Here is a 16806-nt window from a genome sequence, read left to right on the forward strand (position 1 = left end):
CAACCTCGGCATCCAAAAAGGCTGGATCAAATAACCGCAACACGCCCGGAAAAGACACACTTTTCTTTACTTAACCCCTCTTGGCGCGGGGGTTTTTGCATTGGAGCGACGAAAAAGGACCCAAAAAGGACGCGAGCACCCTTTAAACCAAAGAACCCCAGGCCGGAAAACTTCCTGACCTGGGGTTTTGGAGCCGGAAACGGGACTCGAACCCGTAACCTACTGATTACAAATCAGTTGCGCTACCAATTGCGCCATCCCGGCAACTTTAAAGCGACCTTTTGGCGTTAGCCGTCGCTGGCTCGAAAGAATCAGAGTCAACCTGAGAATCGAACTCAGCTGTGCCGCTGACAGGCGATTGTACAGGTTGGCAAGCAGAAGTTAAAAACGACACCACAGGAAAACTGCAACCGCACTTCTTGAACACTTTTCCACACGCTAAAAGCCCCGCTCAGATAGGCAAATTCACCGCCTCAAAAACGAATTAAGATTCTCGGTCACTGACGGGGTAGTGTGACTATCGCTAAATCACTGGGGCTATGTTTCTGCAACGTCTCCGCATCGCGTCTTTGCAGCATCACTGCAATGCACCCCAGGCAGTATCGGGGAAAGGAAGTGTCGACATGTCATTCGCTGGTGACAGCAATTCCAACGCCGGAGAAAACTCCGCTGCGAAGAATGATCTCTACGACGCTGAAGCCACTGTCTCTTACGACGACACTCCGCAGACCCAGTTTCCTGCAATCGAAGGTCAGTCCACCTTCAAGCAGCGCGTGATTGATTTCGTTTCCGGCCCAACGGCAACTGTCGACCTAGTGCACTCGACTACTACCCCGCTGCCGCTGGCACCGATCGATTATTCCGACCCGAGTCAGGTCACGGCCGTACTCGATCTCGCTGCTCGCATCGGCGGGCTATTGCTGGCATGTGGCTCGGGCAACCGCGATACCGAGCTACAAATTAAGGCCGTGACCTCAGCCTATGGCCTCACCCAAATCCAAGTCGATATCACGTTGACCTCCGTGACGGTCTACCACCTCATCGGCGCGCGCCGTACCCCTATTACCGCGATGCGCGTTGTCACCGCACCAGTGCCCGACTTCGAGCGCTTGCGTCACACCGACCGTGTCATCCGCCGAATTCGCGCGGGCCACCTGAGCTTGGAGGAGGCTATTGAGGCTATCGACAAGGTCGAGCGTGAGCCCGCAAAATACCGCCTCCGCGTCATCTACACTGGCTGGGCATTGCTGGCTTCATCTGTGACAGTGCTGCTCGGCTCGAGTTTCGAGGTCGCCCTTATCGCGGCTGCGGTCACACTGGCCATCGTCATCGTGATTGGTGAACTCGCTGCCCGCGAGTTGCCCACATTCTTTCAGAATGCAGTCGGCGGTCTCATTGCCACGCTCTCCGCTGCTGTGCTCAATGCGGCGCAGGCGTATCTCCCCTTTGAGATGCAGCCATCCAGGCTGATCGCCTCGGGAATTATCGTGATGCTCGCCGGCCTAACCCTCGTGCAAGCACTGCAAGACGGCATCACCGGCGCACCTGTGACTGGCTCCGCGCGCTTCTTCGACACCATGTTGTTGACCGGCGGAATCGTCGCTGGCATCGCAATGGGCATCGAGTTTTCCGGAATGCTGGGCATTCCGCTTCCCGACGTCATCGCGGGTTCTGACCTCAACCTGGCACAGGCGACAGTGAGGGTGATAGCGGGAACTACCGCCTCAATCGCATTTGCGTTGGCCTCGAATGCTGGGTTCACCGCGTTGTCAGTGTCCGGAACGGTCGCTCTGCTGGGGTCGATGACCTACTACTACGTGTTGACTCCACTGGGAGTTCATCCGGTGACCAGCGCAGGCGCGGCAGCAACGCTGATTGGTCTCATCGGTGGCCTGCTGGCACGACGTTGGTCCATCCCGCCGCTGATTACGGCAGTGGCAGGCGTAACCCCGCTGCTTCCGGGTATGACGATCTACCGCGGTATGCACGCACTGCTGCACGACCACCCGACCAAGGGGTTTACGGCGCTAGCCTCAGCGCTAGGCATTGCGACGGCACTAGCTGCGGGTATTGTCCTCGGTGAATGGATGGCGCGCAGGCTCCGTCGCCCTCGCGCACTGCGCGAAGACAGTGGCCTGACCCGTCCAATCCGGGCCGGTATGCGTCGCATCCGTCCTGTGAATCCGCGGAACAAGCCTCGCCGTCCACGCAACTACCGCTTCAAGGGCGGTATGAACCCGCGTGTGGACTAGCCATTCCGCGGGGCAGCCACTGCTCAATCCGCGGGACAGCCGCTGCGTGGACTAGCCGTATCCATGGGAGCATTATCCACACCGCGCGACCTATCAACAACGTGGTAGAATAAGGTTTTTGAATTGTAAGTAGCGCTTAAAGCTGAAACTGCGTCATCACAATCCCATTCCTTCTTCACTGAACTCGGTTGAGCTCAGTGCCGGGAGCATGTGGCGAGATGGCTGGCAGAAGTAGGTGTATGGGGCGCAATTAAGGCCATGCTTGCCAGGAGGATTCGTGCCACCGAAGGTCACAGACACTCGCACTGCTCAGAACGAGGCTCTTCACAAGGTCGAAGAAAAGACCGCTGCTGGCGCACGGCGAATTGTTGCTACCTTCGCCGAGGATTTCTACGATGCCGTCACTCTGATGTGCATGCTCGGAGTGGAGAAGGAAGGCCTGAGCTTCAAGAAGGTTCACGAGGAATACGAGAAGGAAAACGCTCCGAAGACCGCAAAGCGCACACGCAAGTCCACTAAGAAGACTGCGAAGAAGTCGACCAAGAAGGCCGCAAAGAAGACCACTCGTAAGACGGCGAAGAAGGCTGCCAAGAAGGCCGCTAAGAAGACGACGAAGAAGGCTGCTAAGAAGACCACCAAGAAGGCAGCTAACTAACGGGGTCACGCAGCATGGGTCGGAGCGGGAAAAAAGCGGTTGCCGCAGTAGCTGTCGTTGCGGCAGTGTCCATGACGGCTACCGCATGCCAGGCAAAGCCGGCAGCGGAGATCGTCGGCAAGCAATGGCAGATAACCGCGATCTTTGATGACCCAAACCTGCCCCACGGTGTGCCGGACGGAACTCAGGCGCCGACTATTACGTTGGGGCAGACAACATATACCTTCGCTGATTCCTGTGGCAACGGCTCTGGTTCGCTGCAGTGGAAGGGCGAGGCGGTCGAATTCGGTACCCCGGAGCAGACTCGCAGTTTGGACTGCTCAGACCAGGCGCAGACCTATTCGGAGCGTTTCCACAAGATTGTGGCGGGCGAATTCGTCTACACGCAGGACAACAATGGTCTGCGCATGCGAGAGATGAAAGACCCCAAGCCAGGCGAGGATCGCCGTGGCTGGACTGCGACAACTTCGGGTTACACCGAGGGGCGCTGACGCCACTTCTGATCGACAGGCGCATCGGTGCCGGGGTGAGAAACCCGTGCGTAAGAACCGCGGTGGTAAATGAGCGGATTGATTTCTTCACGCTTGCCGATAGCCACAATATCCGCCGTCACAATCCAGTGATCGCCGCCTTCGTAAACATCGACGACGGTGCAATCAATCCACACGGAGCAGCCGTGCAATAAAGGGTTGCCCAGCTCAGAGCGGGTCCACTTCCCCGTCTTGAACTTTTCGCCATTACTGCGGCCGAAGGCTGCCGAGATATCCTCCTGATCCTCGGCCAACACATTGACGGAGAAGCGTCCAGCGTTCCGTATATGCGGCCAGGACCGCGAGGTCTTCATGACAGTAAACAGAACCATCGGTGGAGTGAGACTCAGCGAGGAAAAAGACTGGCAGGCGAAACCGTACGCTTCGCCTTCATCCTCGGTGGCGATAATGGTCACGCCAGTGGTGAACTCACTCATCGCGCCACGGATAGACATTTCATCCAATTCGACGGGGCCGCCAAGTTCGACATGGTCGTCGCGGGTAGCTTCCGGACTATTGAGAGCCGCAGCTGATCGGTCGGTGCTCGAATTTGTTGAATCTGTCATGTAATAGACCTTAATCTGAATCCGAACACAGTAAAGACGAGGTGGGGTTTACCACCCCAAGAGCCCCCGATAGCGCCACGATGTTGTTACCCTCGTCGGCCCGCTACCCGGCTGACGGTGCCGACGGCGCTGCGGTTGTCGATCCAACGACAAACTCAGTCTCCAACAAGACGCGAGGAGCGCGACCGCTGTCCTCGCGTGCGGCCTCAAGCTCCTCGGCCAGCGCGCGGCCGACGGCAATGCCCTTCTGCCTATTCGGCTGAATTACAGTGGTCAGCTTGTGGAAGAGGGCGCGCTCGATTCCGTCAAAGCCTGTGATGGACAGGTCCTCCGGAACACGAATTCCGTTCTCCTTGGCATATTCCAAGACCGCAATTGCCTGAGTATCCGTGGTACAGACCACCGCCGTGAGATCCGGGTTGTCGGTCAGCAGCTGGCGAGCCGCATCGCGGTTATTCTCGCGGTCATTGAGGTGGCGCTCGATGATAGGCACATCCACCTGCTGAATACCAGCCTCGGCAAGCGCTTCCAGCGCACCTTCGACGCGGTTCTTCTGCACCTGGTGATGAGCTTCTGCCAGCCGCTTCTCCGTGACATATCCCGAGTTCGGGGTACGCGACAATCGCACTGACAAGATTCCCACCTTGCGATGTCCCAGTTCAGTCAGGTGTCGCACCGCGGGCTTGATGGCCTCACGGTCATCGATACCCACAAACGGTAGAGCCACCGCATCTGCAGGCTGGTCGCACACGACCGTCGGCAAGCCACGGGCGCGCACGGCAGCGAGGAACGGGTCGTTGTCCGCGACGGAGTAGACCACGAAACCGTCGACCACCGCTTGCCGAATCAGATTGAGATCTACGTCCCCGCCCTCCTCGGAGGAAGCTGGAATGACCAACATGGAGTCGCCCATTTCGCCGAGCTCCTCTGCGAGGCCGGCGAGAAAATCCACCGACGCAGGGTCTTCAAAAGCGAACGGGAGGTGCTCGGTGAACAGCACGCCGATGGCGCCAACCCGGCGCATGCGCAGACCGCGAGCCATTGGGTCCGGCCCGGGATAGCCAAGCCGCTCCGCAGTTTCCAAGATGTGCTCCCGCAACTTCTCCGAGAGCTGGTCAGGACGGTTGTAAGCATTAGACACAGTCGTGCGCGAGACCCCAAGTTCTGCAGCGATGGAAGCCAAGGTGCCACGACGACGCCGACTTTGCACGGAATACCGACCCTTCTTGAAAAACCAACAGCGACTGCCCGCTCAGATATCTTCGTCCAGCTACCTCAGGTAGAAAACCTCGATTTTATGGAAAAGAACTACAACGAGCATCACACGCATCTAATCGCGGACAACTTTACCCAACGAATGTGCGCGACTGTCATTTCGGCCACTCCGGCAGAGGCCCGCCTTGTGACTGGGTCTCCGCAGCCCCTACTATGTTATTTGAACTAAAAGACAACTGTTTTCAATAGCGGTTAATGCTCAGGAGCTGAATAAAAGGAATAATTCAGCCCGCAACAGGATTGGATACATATATGAAGGCACGCTTTTCCACGCGCATCGCGGCGCTAGTCGCCAGCGCCGGCCTCGTCGCAGGTCTCGGCGCATGCTCCAGCAATGATGACAGCGCTACGTCCGCGGGCAAGTCCGAAGACACCATTAAGGTGGTCACCTCCACCAAGGTCTGGGCAGACGTCGCCGACGCAGTCACCGACGACGAGAAGGTCTCCATCGACCCGATTATCGCGTCCAACGACATCGACCCTCACTCCTACGAACCGGCCGCAGCCGACATGGCAAAGGTAGGGGACGCCGATATTCTCGTCGCAGGTGGCGGGCATTACGACGCATGGCTGACCTCCTCTCTGCGTGACGCAAAGGACAAGGTCATTATCTCTGCGCTGCCGCAGGAAGAAGGCCATGACCACGAACATGACCATGATCACGAGGGCCACGACCACGACCACGACCACGAAGGTCACGACCATGATCACGAGGGCCACGAGCACGACCATGAAGGCCACGAGCATGATGGCGAAGGTCACGACGACCACGAAGGCCACGAGCACCACCACCATGACGGCGAAGCCAACGAACACGTCTGGTACGACACCGATGCGGTTGAAGAAACTGCAGAGCAGCTCGCCGAAGCTCTGACCAAGATGGGCGCCAAGGCCGACACCAAGGCTGTCGACAAGGAAATCAAGGACATCGAAGAGGCCAAGAGCAAGCTCGAGGCCGCTAAGGTTGCTCAGGTTCACCCGCTGGCCGATGACATCCTGAAGGACACGAAGATCAAGGACATCACCCCGAAGGGCTACCGTCAGTCCACGCTGAATGAGTCCGAGCCGTCGGCAAGCGATGTCAATGAAATGCTCAAGCTGATCGAGTCCGGCGAGCTGGACTACCTCATCGACTCGCCACAGACCCACGACCAGGTCTCGCAGCGACTCGTCGAGGCAGCCAAAGCAAAGGGCGTTAAAATCGTCGATGTTTTTGAGTCACCCAGCACTGACCAGTCGTTCTTTGACCTCTACAAGCAAACCCTTTCCGATATGGAGTCCGCATAACTTTGCCCTCACTGACTTTTACTGACGCAGCCGTCGAACCGCTGTGGTCCGGTCTGAATTTGGATATCGAGCCCGGCGAGTTCTTGGCCATCCTGGGTCCGAACGGCGTCGGCAAATCCACGCTGCTGACCACCGCCCTTGGCATGCGACGGCTGACTCACGGTTCAGTAAAAGTCGACGGAAACCTGGGCTACATTCCGCAGCAGCGGATGTTCGAGCCCTCGCTGCCCATTCGGGTTCGCGACCTCGTCGAGCTGGCGGCCGGCAAGAACCGCTCCGCCACCGACCAGATGCTGGACTTTGTCGGCGCAACGGGTATTGCGGACCGTCGTGTCGGCACGCTCTCTGGCGGTCAGCAACAGCTTGTGCGCCAGGCGCAGGCGCTCGTTTCGGCACCGGATTTTTTGCTTTGCGACGAGCCTCTGCTCTCCCTCGACCCTGCGGCACAACGGACCACGGTCGAGCGCCTGGACCGGCATCGCCGGGAAAATGACACGGCAGTCGTCTTTGTCACCCACGACATCAACCCCATCCTGGGCGTCTGTGACCGGGTGCTCTACCTGACGCCGCATGGACATGCGGTCGGATCGGTCGAGGAAATTATCACCTCAGAGACGCTCTCGGAGCTCTACCAAACCAAAATTGTGGTTGCCCGTGTCGAGGGAAAGTTGGTTATCGCCTAATGACCCTACTGGCTCAGTATTTCTCCGACACCGCCGCTCTACTCCAGGTCGGCTTCGTCCACAATGCCCTCATTGCAGCGGCACTGCTTGGGCTGATTTCCGGCATCATCTCGCCCCTGATTGTCATGCGGCAGATGAGCTTCACGGTCCACGGCACCAGTGAGCTGGCACTCATGGGCGCATCCGCGGCTCTATTACTGGGTGTCAGTGTCAGCAGCGGCGCCATTATCGGCTCGGTGCTCATCGCAATAGTCCTGGCAGCACTGTCGCTTCGAGGGCGCCAAGATGCGGTTGTGGGCGTGGTTTTGAGCTTCGGCATGGGCTTATCGGTGCTGTTTATCCACCTCTACCCTGGCCGGACAAGTACCGCGTTTTCACTTCTCACCGGCCAGATCATTGGTCTGACTGACACTTCTCTATGGACGATGGCCATCGTCGCGGTCATCGTCGTCGGCGGCGTTGCCTGGAAATGGCGGCCGCTGCTATTCGCCTCCGCTGACCCCATCATGGCCGCCGCCTGTGGTGTCAACGTCAAGGCGCTATCGATCTACTTCGCGATTCTCACCGGTCTCGTCGCCGCCCAGGGCGTGCAAATTGTCGGCTCCCTGCTCGTCATCGCCCTGATTATCACCCCGGGTGCCGCGGCCGCATTCGTCACTGCCTCGCCGGTGAAGGCCATCATCCTGTCGACCATCTTCGCCGAGGTCGCGGCTGTCGGCGGCATCGTCCTCTCGCTCGCACCGGGCATCCCGGTCAGCGTTCTAGTGACGACAATCGCGTTTGTCCTCTACCTGATTTGCTACGCCATCGGAACGGTGCAGTCGCGTAAGGCAACGCGTGACGACGTTCAGGCTGCCAAGTGGAGCAAATAGACACATACGCTTTTCGGAGTGGCTTTTAAAACAACAAAAACATCGGGCAGCTCCTCGAGTGACGATTGCGGAGAAGGTGCGTCCACCTCCCCTCTCGCCACCGAGGGGCTGCCCGTATTTTTACTGGATTCTCTAAAAGCAGACTCCAATACCCCCGCTCTTTTTAAGACTGCGAGGCTGCCGAAATGGGGTGACCCGGCAGACAGAAAAACTAACGCTGAGGATGTCGTGGTCTGACATCTCAGTGACCCAAAAGCTAGCTGTACAAGCCACCGCTAGGTCCGTGAGCATCCCTAAATTACGGCCAATTACGCCCCCATTTCTAGGAGCATGATTTGCCCGCCCTCCCCTTCAGGAAACTACGGATAATTTTCTGTTGGAAGTGATAATAACGCCGTCATTTCTGCAGCGCACGCCGGAAATAGAATTATCTTTAAAGCGCTGAACTACTGGGGGTAGCCATAAGTACCGGCCGCCATTTAGAACGCAAAATACCCCACGTAAACGCCATTACTATGACGAATTGGTAATGGTGCCTACGGGGGTATCAAATGCGCTACTGGCTACTCTTTGCCCGGCGCTGGCGGGCAAACTCACTCAGAGTCACGCCGGCAGCAACGGAAGCGTTGAGCGACTCAACCCAACCGGTCATCGGAATGGACATGATGGTGTCACAGGTATCGCGCACCAGGCGCGAAAGTCCCTTGCCCTCGGAGCCGACGACCATAACCACCGGGGTGGTGCCGTCGTAAGTGTCCAGAGTGTGATCGCCACCGGCATCCAGTCCAACGACCTGGTAACCAGCCTTCTGGAACTGCTTGAGCGAGCGCACCATGTTGGTCGCCCGCGCAACCGGCAGACGCGCAGCAGTACCAGCAGAGGTACGCCAGGCGACGCCCGTAATGGCAGCCGAGCGACGCTCCGGAATCACCACACCGTGACCACCAAAGGCCGCCACCGAGCGAATGACCGCACCCAGGTTACGCGGATCAGTGATGTTATCCAGGCAGACGATAAGGCCCGGCTCACCGGTCTGGGCCACAGAATCAATCAGATCTTCGACAGATGCGTACTTGTACGGCGGAATCTGCAGGCCGATACCCTGGTGCATGGTGTTGCCGGTCATGGTGTCCAACTCGTGGCGGGGTACCTCGCGAATCGGGATACCACGGGAGTTAGCAATACGCACTGACTCCTGCAGGCGCTCGTCATTGTCGGTACCCAGCGCCACAATCAGCGCGGCCGCTGGCACCTTTGCATGCAGGCACTCCACGACCGGGTTACGGCCAACTACCAGCTCGGTGCCATCCCCCTTGCGCTCATGACGCCCCGAGTCACGGCGGCGCTTCTCTTTCGCCCGCTTATGAGCTGCGTGATAAACGCGGTCCTCTGCTTTCGGGGTCGGCCCCTTGCCACGCAAGCCACGCTTTTGGCCACCGGAGCCGCCAACGTTCTTCTTGCTTGCCTTGCGCACTGCACCACGACGACCGTTGCCTGCCATAGCTACCTGCTTCCTGTTGTTAATAGTTTTCTTTAGCCTAAAGCCAGCTTTTCAGCCCTAGTCAGCGACAGACCATGCTGGACCATCCGCGGTATCAGTTACCTCGATACCCGCTTCCTTCAGGCGGTCGCGCACAGCATCAGCCGTAGCCCAGTCCTTCTCTGCACGAGCCCGGGTGCGTTCCTCCAACTGGTGCTCAACCAGCACACCGAGCGCATGCATTGCTGCATCAGAACCGGAATCGGAGGTTGCCCACTGCTCATTCAGCGGATCGAATCCAAGGACTGCGGCCATAGCGCGGACAGCACCGGCAATCTCCTTGGCCTTGGTCTCGTCGCCGTCGGCAAGCGCCTGATTGCCTCCACGAACAGCGTTGTGGATTTCTGCGAGCGCGCGCGGGACAGCGAGGTCGTCGTCGAGCGCTGCTTCGAACGCCGGCGTCCACTCACCGATTTCGATATCGCCGAGCTTATCGACGGCACGGTGCATAAACGCCTCGATACGACGGTAGCCCGCTGCCGCTTCCTGCAGAGCCTCCTCGGAGTACTCCAGCACGGAGCGGTAGTGCGCACTGCCGAGGTAGTAACGCAGCTCAACCGGACGAACCATGGTCAAAATGTGCGGCACAGACAAAACGTTGCCGAGCGACTTCGACATCTTTTCACCGGACATGGTGACCCAGTGATTGTGCATCCAGTAGCGAGCAAAGCCGTCGCCGGCTGCGTGCGACTGCGCAATCTCGTTTTCATGATGCGGGAACTGCAGGTCGAGGCCGCCACAGTGGATGTCAAACTCCGAGCCCAAGTAGTAGGTGGCCATGGCGGAGCACTCCAGGTGCCAGCCCGGCCGGCCATTGCCCCACGGCGTCGGCCACGAGGGCTCGCCCGGCTTAGCCGCCTTCCACAGTGCGAAATCGTGCGCACCGCGCTTGCCCGGAGTATTGGTCTCGCCCTGCTCCATCTCGTCGACGCGGTTGCCGGACAGGCTGCCGTAGTCGCTGCCTTCAGCCTTGGACCAGGCATCCACGTCGAAATAGACGCTGCCGTCGACGGCGTAGGCGAAGCCGTTATCCATCAGACGCTGCATGTACTCCACCATCTGAGTGACATGTCCGGTGGCACGCGGCTCAACGCTCGGCGGAAGAACACCGAGCTGGTTGTAGGCCCAGGTAAATTCGCGCTCAAAGCGGGAGACCCACTCCCACCAAGGGCGGCCGTGCTCGGCGGCCTTATTCAAGATCTTGTCATCGATATCGGTGACGTTACGCACAAACGCGACGTCATACCCCTTGGCGATCAGCCAACGGCGCAAGATATCAAAGGCCACGCCAGAGCGAACATGGCCAATGTGCGGCTGAGCCTGCGGAGTCGCACCGCACAGGTAAATGGAGGCATGCCCCTCGCGGAGAGGCTCAAAATCCTTCAGTTGGCGGGTTGCGGTATCGAAGATTTGAAATGTCACAGCCCCGAGCATAGCGGGGAAATAGATACGGGTGAAAAAGAGAAAACGGCTAGCGCACACGGGCAATGTGTGTGCGCTAGCCGTTATCCGGAAAAGTGCAGAAAATCCCTACTGGGTGGAAAACCGATAAGGGGGCTCGACTTATGCGTCTGCGTCCAGGTCCACCGGCTTATCGTCGGCTTCATCCTTCTTCTCACCAGCGGCACCTTCCTGTGCCAGCGCGCGGTGACGCTCGATAGTGGCATCGACGCGGGCAAAAACTTCCTCGACCTTGGCCTCATCAACGCCGTCGGCAAGCGCGAGCTCACCGACGAGAACCTGGCGAGCCTTGCTCAACATACGCTTTTCGCCGGCGGACAGACCGCGGTCCTGATCGCGGCGCCACAGGTCACGAACCACCTCAGCGACCTTGTTAATGTCGCCCGAACCCAGGCGCTCCTGGTTGGCCTTGTAGCGACGAGACCAGTTGCCGGCCTCTTCCACGTCGGTCTCACGTAGCACGGAGAAGACCTTCAGCAGTCCCTCTTCACCAACAACATCGCGGACACCGACCAGCTCGGCATTCTTGGCGGGCACCTGGATATTCAGATCACTCTGCAGAATCTGCAGTACAAGGTACTGAACGGTCTCACCGTTAAGCTCTCGTTCAATGATGTTTTCGATTTTCGCAGCTCCGTGGTGCGGATAAACTACGGTATCGCCAATGCTGAATTCCATGTAATGCACACGCCCTTTCCAACGGCCTTCCACCCTATCATGTCCCCCCATGATTTTACGGGTAGTATGAGAACATCTTAGGAAGACACTAAGGTGTTCTTTAAATACTGAAAATCCTATCGCCCATCCTCAAGCTACTGGAGGAAATCTAGTCATGGCCTTCAAGTCCGTACTTCGCCGCAGCGCTCTCATCACCGTCTCCGCAGCATCTGCAGTTGCACTTGCTGCCTGTGGCGCCGGTCAGATTTCGCAGACCGCAAATCAGCACCCGGCTGTCGACGGTGCGATGAACGGCGGCGAAGATGCTGCCGGCAAGGGTGCTGAGAACACCAACTCGGCTCTTGGCTTCGTCAACATCCGCGACGCTCACATCCTGGTTGACCCGGAGGCTGGTACCGCTGGTCTGAAGTTCTCCGCCAGCAACCAGCAGCGCGCTACCGAGTCGGTCTACACGCTGAAGTCCGTCACCGTTGAAGGTATCGGCGAGGTTGAGCTGAAGAAGGTCGCTGAGACTCCTTCCTTCGCTAAGGCTGCCAAGGGCGAGAACTCCTTGCCGCGCGAGTGCCAGATTGTTGCCGGCCCGAAGTCCGTCATCGATCCGCTGGCTAAGACCGCTAAGGACAACACCGGCTGCATCGCGTACTACACCAATGAGCTGGACCCGGCCACCCTGGTTGGCGACAAGAGCAGCGCTGCTGGCCAGAACCGCGAGGCCACCTTCGAGTTCACTGACCCGCAGGGCAACACCAACACCTACGACCTGGACATCACCGTCTCCGCTGACATTCTGGAAGCTGGCGCACCGAACCGCGGTGCTGACGGCATGATTGAAACCAAGTAAGCGCAGTACAGCGCGTTCCCTGCGCTGTTCGTGCGCAGCGCACTATCAGCGCTGGTACAGCGCAGTCCTGTCCCGCAAATAACGCGAGGAGCTTCATCGAGCGGGCATGGGCGATTGGTCGCTTGATACGGGCCACGGCGGTACAGTCAGTCCTTGACACATGTCATTGACTCTGCCCTGGCCCGTTCTCGCGTATCTGGGGCAATTTTTTAGCGACATTTCCCGCACATCCCGCACCAAACGTTGTCGGGTCTGTCGCCCCCTCGTTTGAAGCAAAGGTGGTTGCACCGTGGCCAAGACCAAAGACGAAGCCTACGAATGCTCGGCATGCGGTTGGCAGGTGTCAAAATGGGTCGGCCAATGTCCCAACTGCAAAGAGTGGGGCACGCTGGAGAAGGTCACTATCCGCTCCAGCAGCGGGAAGTCCGGCTCCACCCTTGAGGACAAAATCGCCGCCCGGGCAGCCAAGCAACGTCGCCGGAGTGCTGCCGCAACGGAGCCCGGCACGCGGGGCGGTCGTCGTAAAGCATCTTCCACTTCCGTCGCGGCTGAGAGCCAGCGTTTAGCACAGCGCGCGCTTGACGACGAGGCGGAGGAACGTTTCCTCGCCGAGACATCCGCAACAGATCGAATCCCCACTTCTTCTTCTGAACTGACAGCCATTACCGGGATTTCCGCCAAAGCTGCGCACGCGGTGCGCACGGGCATCGATGAGCTGGATCGGGTGCTCGGTTCGGGTATTGTGCCGGGTTCGTTGGTGCTCTTGGCCGGCGAGCCGGGGGTTGGTAAGTCGACGTTGCTGCTTGAAGTGGCCTATCGCTGCGCGGACGGCGATTTGGGGCCGACACTTTACGTCACAGGTGAGGAGTCGGTCGGTCAGGTGCGACTGCGTGCTGAGCGCACTGGCGCGCTGTCGGACTCGCTGTACCTGTCGGCGGTGTCGAATATCGAGGACGTCATCGATCTGACACTAGAGCTCTCCCCCGGTCTGCTCATTGTGGACTCCGTGCAGACGATGCGTGCCGACGTCGATGGTGCTCGCGGTGGCGTTGCTCAGGCCCGCGCCGTAACCTCTGCCCTGGCGGCGTTGGCAAAGGAGACCGGGACTGCGATTTTCTTGGTAGGGCACGTGACCAAGGACGGCAATGTGGCCGGCCCGCGCACAATGGAACACCTGGTTGATGTGGTGCTCAATTTCGAGGGCGATAGGCATTCGGGGCTACGCTTCTTACGCGGCCTGAAAAACCGTTTCGGAAGCACCGATGAGGTGGGCTGCTTCGAGCAGACGGCGGGCGGCATTGCGGAAGTTGAGGATCCCTCGGGGCTGTTTTTGCATCACCGAACGCCGACCTCGGGAACTGCAATTACCGTGGCCATGGATGGCCGCAGACCGCTGCTGGCGGAGGTGCAGGGCCTGGTAATCAACACCGAGGCACATAATCCACGACGCAATGTCTCTGGTCTCGACCCGAGGCGCGTGCCGATGGTCGCGGCCGTGCTGACTGAACACGGTAACTTCAAGCAGTTGGCCCGCATGGAGATGTACGTGTCCACCGTCGGCGGAATGACGCTGTCGGAGCCTGCCGCGGACCTGGCGATTGCGCTGGCACTGGCCTCATCCATGACTAAGCGGACCTTCCAGGACAAAACCATTGCACTCGGCGAACTGGGGTTGGCCGGCGAAGTGCGCAGAGTGACCGATTTGGAGTGGCGGCTTAAGGAAGCTCATCGAATGGGCTTCGACACGGCAATTGTGCCCAGAGGCGCAAAAGGCCCGGCAGGGATGCGACTGCTGGAAGCAGGCACCGTTGCCGAGGCCATTGAACTTGGGTTGGGAACTAAGCGCTAGCGCATGTTGAACGTGTAGGCGTCAGAGTTGTTGTCACCAATCACGCCGTAGAAGATGTACGACCCGGAGGGCGCTGGGACGCGGTCTTCTTCGGAGCACTTGTTCGGCGCCGAGGTCAGACGCGACCAGGTGGCGGCATAGTTGACTTCCTCGCCCGGTGCCAATACCAGTTCACCGTGGCCTTCGGAGTCATTGCAGTCCACATCCGACCAGACGCGCTCGTACGTTGCCAGGTCGTACACCTCGAAGCGCAACTGCTGCTCATCGAGGTTCACGCGGCATTCACCGCCGGTGGGATTGTGGACGGTAATTGCCAGAGTCGGCTGCTCATCGCCGTAGTTCGGCTGATCCGAGGTGGCTGTCACCTGCAGGTCTGCAAGGCTACAGTCCTTTTTGTTCGCAAGCGCCGCCTGAGCGTCATCCTTCGCGGAATCTTCGCCTTCCTTAGCGTCCGTCTTGGCATCCTTGTCAGACTTGTCCTTCGTCGAGTCCTTGTCAGACTTAGGCGCGTAAGGTTCCTTGGGCTGTTCCGGAGGGGTCACCTCTTTCCCGTCATCCCTGGTGACATTCACCGGTTCAGAATCCTCGCTGTCCCGGTTTACCAGTGCGGAAATACCCCAGCCCAGGAGAACGAGGATGATAACGAGCAACACCGCCGCGGCGATACGCCGACGCCGGTAGATTTCTGGAGGCAGCTTATTGGTCACACATTTAGGTTAGCGGGTTCTCGCTGACTCCATGGGTAACGACGGTCTCAGCGCGTCCGTCCTCCAAGCGGTACCGCATACCGACAACGCCCACCTCGCCGGTCACCAAGCGCGATGAAATCTCTGGCGAGCGATCAATAATGTGATTAACAATCTCGCGCACGTGGCGCCGCTCAAATTCGTCGATTTCCGTCTCGCCATCTTTGCGAGCCGCCAACAGCGACGGGGTGACTTTCTCAATCAGCACACGCTGGAAACCACCCGGCAGTTCGCCACCGTCCAGTGCATTCTTCGCCGCAGCCACAGCGCCGCAGGACTCGTGGCCGAGTACAATCACCAGCGGAACTCCCAGACCATCAACTGCGAATTCCAGCGAAGCCAGCACCGACAGGTCGGTGATTTCACCGGCAGTACGAATTACGAATACATCGCCCAGGCCCTGATCGAAGATAATCTCCACCGGTGCACGGGAATCCGAGCAAGCCAGCACAACGGCCTTCGGCTTCTGCCCCTGCGTCAGCTGCTTACGACGAACCAAGTCCTGACGGGGATGCGCAGTCTTGCTCTCACAGAAGCGGAGGTTTCCGCGCACCATCGATTGCCATACACTCTCAGGAGTCCTCTCAGAATTGCTCATAGCTATATTGTGCAACGACTCCGCTGTTTATGGGAAAGCGAGAATGTAGATTGACCTCTGCAATTAACCAATCCGACGACTTCGACGAACACGTCGATGCCGCCTTACGTGATTGGTATCGCACCAACATGCGGCCACTTCCCTGGCGCGAAGAAGGCACTTCACCATGGGCTGTGCTCGTCAGCGAAGTGATGAGTCAACAGACTCCCGTCGCCCGGGTGATCCCCTCGTGGCGCGCCTGGCTGGAAAAATGGCCCACCCCAGCCGATTTGGCAGTCGCGCCCAAGGATGAAGTCCTGCGTATGTGGGGAAAACTCGGCTATCCCCGACGTGCACTCCGGCTGCGTGAATGCGCAGAAAAGATCGTCGAAAAGCACGACGGCGAAGTGCCGAGCGACGTGGACACACTGTTAGCCCTTCCGGGGGTAGGGGACTACACCGCTCGGGCGGTAGCGGCGTTTGCTTTTGGCGCGCGCACGCCGGTGGTGGACATCAACGTGCGCCGCGTACTCCGGCGACACCGTCAGGGCACGTACCTACCCGGCATCGCCAAACGCGCCGACATGGCGCTCGTCGAAGAGTTCCTACCACTCGACCCCACGACTGCGGCCGAGACTTCCGTCGCACTCATGGAACTCGGCGCTACCGTCTGTCGAACGACACCCGAGTGCGAGGTATGCCCCATCGCCACCAGTTGCGCCTGGATTGCCGCGGGTCGCCCCGAGCCCGAAGACCACGAAATCGCCGCTGCTAAACGCCGTGTGCAGAAGTTCGAAGGCACCGACCGCCAAGTCCGGGGCTTGCTTCTCGACGTGCTCCGCGCCGCCGACTCCCCCGTCGAACAGGCCGCTCTCGATGCGGTCTGGGATGATGCACATCAGCGTTCCCGCGCACTGTTTTCCCTGCTTGACGACGGACTTGCGGAGCAAACTCCCGATGGCCGCTTCCAGTTGCCCCGTTAAAGCCGAGGCAA

At 59.1% G+C, this 16806-nt stretch carries 16 protein-coding genes and 1 tRNA gene; 9 read left to right on the plus strand and 8 right to left on the minus strand.

Translation table 11 applies throughout. The annotated features are described in order from the left end of the window. Window positions 1-188: 188 nt before the first annotated feature. Window positions 189-264 (minus strand) — tRNA-Thr (locus tag QP982_RS00005). A gap of 359 nt (window positions 265-623) precedes the next feature. Here QP982_RS00005 and thrE point away from each other — a divergent pair. The 3 genes from thrE to QP982_RS00020 all read left to right on the plus strand — a co-directional run bounded on the left by thrE (window position 624) and on the right by QP982_RS00020 (window position 3398). Continuing rightward, on the plus strand, window positions 624-2252 hold the full coding sequence (gene thrE, locus QP982_RS00010; RefSeq protein WP_016421439.1) for a threonine/serine exporter ThrE: 1629 nt from the start codon (window positions 624-626) through the stop codon (window positions 2250-2252). A 277-nt stretch (window positions 2253-2529) separates the two neighbouring features. After that, window positions 2530-2907: a hypothetical protein gene (locus QP982_RS00015; protein WP_016421440.1), complete on the plus strand. Its 378-nt coding sequence runs from the start codon at window positions 2530-2532 to the stop codon at window positions 2905-2907. Window positions 2908-2921: 14 nt separating this feature from the next. After that, on the plus strand, window positions 2922-3398 hold the full coding sequence (locus QP982_RS00020; RefSeq protein ID WP_016421441.1) for an META domain-containing protein: 477 nt from the start codon (window positions 2922-2924) through the stop codon (window positions 3396-3398). Here QP982_RS00020 and QP982_RS00025 read toward each other — a convergent pair. Beyond that, window positions 3380-4003 (minus strand): flavin reductase family protein, encoded by a 624-nt coding sequence (locus QP982_RS00025; protein ID WP_016421442.1) that lies wholly within the window; start codon window positions 4001-4003, stop codon window positions 3380-3382. The genes QP982_RS00020 and QP982_RS00025 overlap by 19 nt on opposite strands. 103 nt (window positions 4004-4106) lie before the next feature. Beyond that, entirely contained in the window at window positions 4107-5213 is a 1107-nt protein-coding gene (locus QP982_RS00030) for a LacI family DNA-binding transcriptional regulator (RefSeq protein ID WP_016421443.1), read from the minus strand. Window positions 5214-5530: 317 nt separating this feature from the next. On the opposite strand from QP982_RS00030, the gene QP982_RS00035 reads away from it, so the two are divergent. From QP982_RS00035 to QP982_RS00045, 3 genes are read left to right on the plus strand one after another with little or no spacing between them, the layout of a single operon-like run. After that, window positions 5531-6565 carry a metal ABC transporter solute-binding protein, Zn/Mn family gene (locus tag QP982_RS00035; RefSeq protein ID WP_101687894.1) on the plus strand — a complete coding sequence of 345 codons (1035 nt, stop codon included), beginning with the start codon at window positions 5531-5533 and terminating at the stop codon, window positions 6563-6565. A gap of 2 nt (window positions 6566-6567) precedes the next feature. Beyond that, window positions 6568-7248, plus strand: a complete 681-nt coding sequence (locus QP982_RS00040; protein WP_049171866.1) for a metal ABC transporter ATP-binding protein — start codon at window positions 6568-6570, stop codon at window positions 7246-7248. Further along, window positions 7248-8120 (plus strand): metal ABC transporter permease, encoded by an 873-nt coding sequence (locus QP982_RS00045; RefSeq protein ID WP_049171868.1) that lies wholly within the window; start codon window positions 7248-7250, stop codon window positions 8118-8120. Before QP982_RS00040 ends, QP982_RS00045 begins: the two co-directional genes overlap by 1 nt. Before the next feature lie 556 nt (window positions 8121-8676). Here the strand turns inward: QP982_RS00045 and rlmB are convergent. From rlmB to QP982_RS00060, 3 genes are all read right to left on the minus strand, one after another. Beyond that, window positions 8677-9621, minus strand: a complete 945-nt coding sequence (gene rlmB, locus QP982_RS00050) for a 23S rRNA (guanosine(2251)-2'-O)-methyltransferase RlmB (RefSeq protein WP_016421447.1) — start codon at window positions 9619-9621, stop codon at window positions 8677-8679. Window positions 9622-9678: 57 nt separating this feature from the next. Further along, complete coding sequence (gene cysS, locus QP982_RS00055) at window positions 9679-11082, minus strand: cysteine--tRNA ligase (protein WP_049171927.1); 1404 nt, start codon at window positions 11080-11082, stop codon at window positions 9679-9681. A 141-nt stretch (window positions 11083-11223) separates the two neighbouring features. After that, on the minus strand, window positions 11224-11799 hold the full coding sequence (locus tag QP982_RS00060) for a CarD family transcriptional regulator (RefSeq protein WP_005510159.1): 576 nt from the start codon (window positions 11797-11799) through the stop codon (window positions 11224-11226). 154 nt (window positions 11800-11953) lie between these two features. On the opposite strand from QP982_RS00060, the gene QP982_RS00065 reads away from it, so the two are divergent. Then, window positions 11954-12640 carry a hypothetical protein gene (locus QP982_RS00065; RefSeq protein ID WP_049171870.1) on the plus strand — a complete coding sequence of 229 codons (687 nt, stop codon included), beginning with the start codon at window positions 11954-11956 and terminating at the stop codon, window positions 12638-12640. Window positions 12641-12929: 289 nt separating this feature from the next. Then, window positions 12930-14489, plus strand: coding sequence for a DNA repair protein RadA (gene radA / locus QP982_RS00070; RefSeq protein WP_284870023.1), 1560 nt, complete (start codon window positions 12930-12932; stop codon window positions 14487-14489). Here radA and QP982_RS00075 read toward each other — a convergent pair. Then, window positions 14486-15196 carry a hypothetical protein gene (locus QP982_RS00075; protein ID WP_016421452.1) on the minus strand — a complete coding sequence of 237 codons (711 nt, stop codon included), beginning with the start codon at window positions 15194-15196 and terminating at the stop codon, window positions 14486-14488. The genes radA and QP982_RS00075 overlap by 4 nt on opposite strands. Before the next feature lie 4 nt (window positions 15197-15200). After that, complete coding sequence (locus QP982_RS00080) at window positions 15201-15833, minus strand: carbonic anhydrase (RefSeq protein WP_042388218.1); 633 nt, start codon at window positions 15831-15833, stop codon at window positions 15201-15203. 29 nt (window positions 15834-15862) lie between these two features. Between QP982_RS00080 and QP982_RS00085 the strand changes: the two genes are divergently transcribed. After that, window positions 15863-16795, plus strand: a complete 933-nt coding sequence (locus QP982_RS00085; protein ID WP_070601108.1) for an HhH-GPD family protein — start codon at window positions 15863-15865, stop codon at window positions 16793-16795. Window positions 16796-16806: the final 11 nt, after the last annotated feature.

This window comes from Corynebacterium sp. MSK019 (genome assembly GCF_030232425.1).
Taxonomy (GTDB): Bacteria; Actinomycetota; Actinomycetes; order Mycobacteriales; family Mycobacteriaceae; genus Corynebacterium; species Corynebacterium jeikeium_D.